At 75.7% G+C, this 2,218-nt stretch carries 1 protein-coding gene; it reads left to right on the top strand.

Annotated features, from left to right (window positions below; genetic code table 11):
• On the top strand, positions 1 to 2,218 hold a 2,218-nt coding region (locus AN218_RS29980; RefSeq protein WP_141747755.1), incomplete at both ends, for a non-ribosomal peptide synthetase.

The raw sequence follows: 2,218 nt of genomic DNA, 5'->3' as shown, positions 1-2,218 counted from the left end.
CCCGCCGCACCGGCACCGATCCGCGGGCCGTTCTGCTGGCCGCCGCGGCCGCCTACGCGCACCGGCTCACCGGCGGCACGGACATCGTGCTGGGCATGCCGGTCGACGGCCGTACCAGCCGCGCGGCCCGGCGGACTCCGGGCGCCGCGGCCGACGTCGCGGCGCTGCGCACGGAGGTGACACCCGGCACGGTCTTCACCCGGCTCGCACGGGAGATCTCACGCGAGAGCCGCCGCGTCCGGCGCCATCAGCGCTTCCGCCACGAGGAGTTGTGCGTGCGGCTGGGCGTCGCGGACCGCAGCGGCGGCGGACTGTACGGGCCGGTCGTCGACGTCCGTACGGCCGCGCACGAGATCCGCTTCGGAGTCCACCCCGCCTCGGTGCGCCGCGCCGGGGCCGAGGGGCCCGGCGAACTGCGGGTCGTCATCGAGGAGGACCCGGCCGACCGCACCCTGAGCATCACCTTCAGCGGCTCGGCCGCCCGCTACACCCCGGCCGAACTCGACGCGCACCGCGCCCGGTTCGGGCAACTGCTGGCCTCGGCCGTCGCCGCGCCGGACAGCCCCGTCGGCGCGCTCGCCCTGCTCGGCGCCGACGAGCGGCGCACCGTGCTCTCCTGGGCGCAGGGCAGCGGCCCGTCGCCCGCCCCGTGGAGCGCCGGTGCCCTCGTCCCCGATCTGCTCGACGAGGCGGCGGGCCGCTACCCGGACGCCGTCGCCGTGGCCGACGCCTCCGGCACCCTCACCTACCGCGAACTCGACGAGCGCGCCAACAAGTTGGCCCGCCTCCTCGTCGAACGCGGCGCGGGTCCGGAGCGCGTCGTCGGACTGCTGCTGCCGCGCTCCGCGCAGACGATCGTCGCCATGGCCGCCGTCCTCAAGGCCGGTGCGGCCTACCTTCCCCTCGACCCCGCCTACCCGGCCGATCGGCTGCGCTTCATGGTGCGCGACGCGCGGCCCGTCTGCGTACTGACCGACACCGCCGGAGCCGAACGCGGCGTCGCGGACGCCTCGTTGCTCGTACTCGACGACGCCCGCACCGCCGCGGAGTGGGAGCGCCGCTCTCCCGCGCCGCTCACCGGCGCCGACCGCACCGCGCCGCTGCTGCCCGCGCACCCGGCGTACGTGATCTACACCTCCGGCTCCAGCGGCACGCCCAAGGGCGTCGTCGTCCCGCACGGCAACCTCGAAGCGCTCATCGCCTGGGCGCGCGAGGAGTTGGGCCCCGCCGCGCTCGAACACACCCTGGCCGCCACGTCGTTCAGCTTCGACGTGTCCGTGGCCGAGATCTTCCCGGCGCTGACGTGCGGCGGACGCGTCGAGGTCGTACGGGACTTGCTGGCGCTGCTGGACGGCGACCCGCCCCGCTGGTCGGGCGGACTGGTGTGCGCGATCCCGTCCGTACTGGCCAAGCTCACCGAGGACGGCGGGCTGGACCTGTCGGCCGGGACGCTGGCGATGGCGGGGGAGGCGCTGCCGCTCGCCCTCACCGAGCGGATACGGGAGACCATGCCCGGCACCCGGCTGCTCAACGTCTACGGGCCGACCGAGGCCACCGTGTACGCGACCCGGTGGGCGGACGGCGCCACACCGGACGGCGTCACCCCGCCCATCGGCAGGCCGCTGGGCCATGTGCGGACGTATGTGCTCGACGCGTGCCTCCAGCCGGTCGAGCCCGGCAGGCCCGGCGAGCTGTACCTCGCGGGCGACGGCCTGGCCCGCGGCTATCTGCGCCGTCCGGGCCTGAGCGCCGAGCGCTTCGTGGCCGACCCGTTCGGACCGCCCGGCGAGCGCATGTACCGCACGGGCGATCTCGTGCGATGGCGGGAGAACGGCGAACTCGACTTCCTCGGGCGCATCGACGCGCAGGTCAAGTTCCGTGGTTTCCGTATCGAGTTGGGCGAAGTGGAGTCCGTGCTCGCACGGCACGAGGCGGTCGCCGAGGCGGTGTGCGCCGTACGGGAGGACGCGGACGGAGAGCCGCGGCTGACGGCGTACGTGGTGCCGTCGGCAGCCTCGGCCGACTCGGCCGCGCCGGAACCGGAGGGTGTCCGGGCCGGGCCCGAGGCGCTGCGGCGGTGGCTGGCCGAGCGGCTTCCGGCGTACCTCGTCCCCGCGGCGTTCACGGTGCTCGCCGAGCTTCCCCGTACGCCCAGCGGCAAGCTCGACCGCGAGGCGCTGCCGGTGCCGGGGCCGCTCTCCGCGGTGACGCGGGCGAG

It is taken from the genome of Streptomyces nanshensis, assembly GCF_001751255.1.
In the GTDB taxonomy this organism is placed as follows: domain Bacteria; phylum Actinomycetota; class Actinomycetes; order Streptomycetales; family Streptomycetaceae; genus Streptomyces; species Streptomyces nanshensis_A.
Note: the sequence above shows the minus strand (reverse complement) of the source record. Positions and strands in the feature narration are given on the sequence as shown.